Annotated in this window: 2 protein-coding genes; one reads left to right on the top strand and one right to left on the bottom strand. The window is 67.1% G+C overall.

Translation table 11 applies throughout. The features are described from left to right. Positions 1-242: 242 nt before the first annotated feature. Positions 243-1448 (top strand): IS110 family RNA-guided transposase, encoded by a 1206-nt coding sequence (locus ACZ7M3_RS52800; protein ID WP_472073981.1) that lies wholly within the window; start codon positions 243-245, stop codon positions 1446-1448. Here ACZ7M3_RS52800 and ACZ7M3_RS52795 read toward each other — a convergent pair. Continuing rightward, the gene (locus tag ACZ7M3_RS52795; protein WP_472073980.1) at positions 1441-1926 is read right to left on the bottom strand and encodes a hypothetical protein; all 486 of its coding nucleotides are present in this window, start codon (positions 1924-1926) and stop codon (positions 1441-1443) included. The two genes, ACZ7M3_RS52800 and ACZ7M3_RS52795, sit on opposite strands and share 8 nt — an antisense overlap. Between the last annotated feature and the right edge of the window lie 74 nt (positions 1927-2000).

The raw sequence follows: 2000 nt of genomic DNA, 5'->3' as shown, positions 1-2000 counted from the left end.
CCCCCCGTTACCGTCTTCGTGGCTCCGCAATGGGGCCTCCGGCCTTCGGGTCCGGCATGACTTCCCCCTCCTGTTGTTGATGATCCGGGGGGTGGTGTCACCGGGCTCGGAGGCATCGACGGACCGCTGATGAGGGGCTTGAGCACCGGCTTCACCCGAGCCGGAAGAGCTCTCCGTAACGTGGATGTGGCAGCTCGGTGCCCTGCCAGGGCCGGACGAAAGCGTGATGGAGGGGCCTGCACGTGATCGACACCGGCGACATCGACGTCTTCCTCGGTCTGGACGTCGGCAAGGGCGAACACCACGCCACCGCCGTCACCCCGGCCGGGAAGAAGGCGTTCGACAAACGCCTGCCCAACACCGAGCCCAAGCTTCGCGAGTTGTTCGCGAAACTCCAGGCCAAGCACGGAACGGTGCTGGTCGTCGTCGACCAGCCGGCCTCGATCGGAGCTCTGCCACTGGCGGTCGCCCGGGACATGGGATGCCCGGTCGCCTACCTGCCCGGGCTGACGATGCGGCGGATCGCCGACCTCTACCCCGGCGAAGCCAAGACCGACGCGAGGGACGCGTTCATCATCGCCGACGCCGCCCGCGCCATGCCCCACACGCTGCGGACGATCGACAGTGAGGACGAGACAATCGCCGAACTGGAGATGATCGCGGGCTTCGACGACGACCTGGCCGGCGAGTCCACTCGGGTCGCCAACCGGCTGCACGGCCTGCTGACCCAGATCCATCCCTCGCTGGAACGGGTCCTGGGACCGCGGTTGCAGCACCCGGCCGTCCTCACACTGCTGCAACGGTTCGGGTCCCCAGCCCAGATCCGCAAGGCCGGCCGCCGACGGCTGGTCACCCTGCTGCGACCGCAGGCCCCGCGGATGGCCGAGCGGCTGGTCGAGGAGATCTTCGCCGCGCTGGACGAGCAGACCGTGACGGTCCCGGGAACCGAAGCGGCCGCGCTGATCGTCCCGAGCCTCGCCGCCTCACTCACAGCAGTCCTCGACCAGCGCAAGCTGCTGGCCGGGCGGATAGAGGAACTGCTGGAGGCTCACCCTCTTTCGAAGGTCCTGATGTCGATGCCGGGCATCGGTGTCAGGACCGGAGCCCGCATCCTGATCGAGGTCGGAGACGGCAGCACCTTCCCGACCGCCGGCCACCTCGCCGCCTACGCGGGTCTCGCCCCGGCGACCCGGAGCTCGGGCTCCTCGATCCGCGGCGAACAACCGTCCCGGAGAGGAAACAAGCAGCTCAAACGGGCCTTCTTCCTCTCGGCGTTCGCCGCCCTGAGCGACCCGGCATCGCGGGCCTACTACGACAAGAAGATCGCCCAAGGCAAGCACCACACCCAAGCCCTGCTCTGCCTCGCCCGACGTCGGGCCGACGTCCTTTTCGCCATGCTCCGCGACGGCACCTTCTACGAACCCCAGACATCAGCCGCAGTCACCTGACCAGCGGCTCTGAGAGGAGCACGACTCGATCAGCCTCGACATCGAAGCCCAGTACCGGATGGCCATAGCCGCCCTCCGGATCCATCAGCACCGGCTTACCCAACCGCCGTCCGATCTCCCGAAGGAAGTCGCAGAACACATCAAGTCGCTCCTGACTCTGCAACTCCCGCACGTCGACATCGAAATCGACTTCATCGTCGGCATAGAAACGGAAGATCGCCAGGACATCGGCAGCCGGCCAGACCCGCAGATTCGGGCACTCAGCGTCAGCCGGACGCGACAGCACGACCTCCGCCCGAGGCACCGAAAGCACCGTCTCGCCTTCGGAGTACTCGCACTGCCAGCCTCTTTCCGCGACAAGATCGAGGACAGCCTGCCAGTCCCCCACCGAGGCACTAGGGACACGCACGTCCGGCAGCGACCCCACCAGGTCTGGATCGAAGAAGCACTTCACGTCATCCCACAGCAGATCAGCCACCCCGCCATGCTGCCCGGCACCCCGACCCAACGCACCCCCGTTTCCCTTGACCAAAGACATAGGGGCACCCCCCC

Source organism: Streptomyces sp. NPDC111656, from assembly GCF_055656965.1.
The sequence above is the reverse complement of the archived record's forward strand: the minus strand, read 5'-3'. Positions and strand labels throughout refer to the sequence as shown.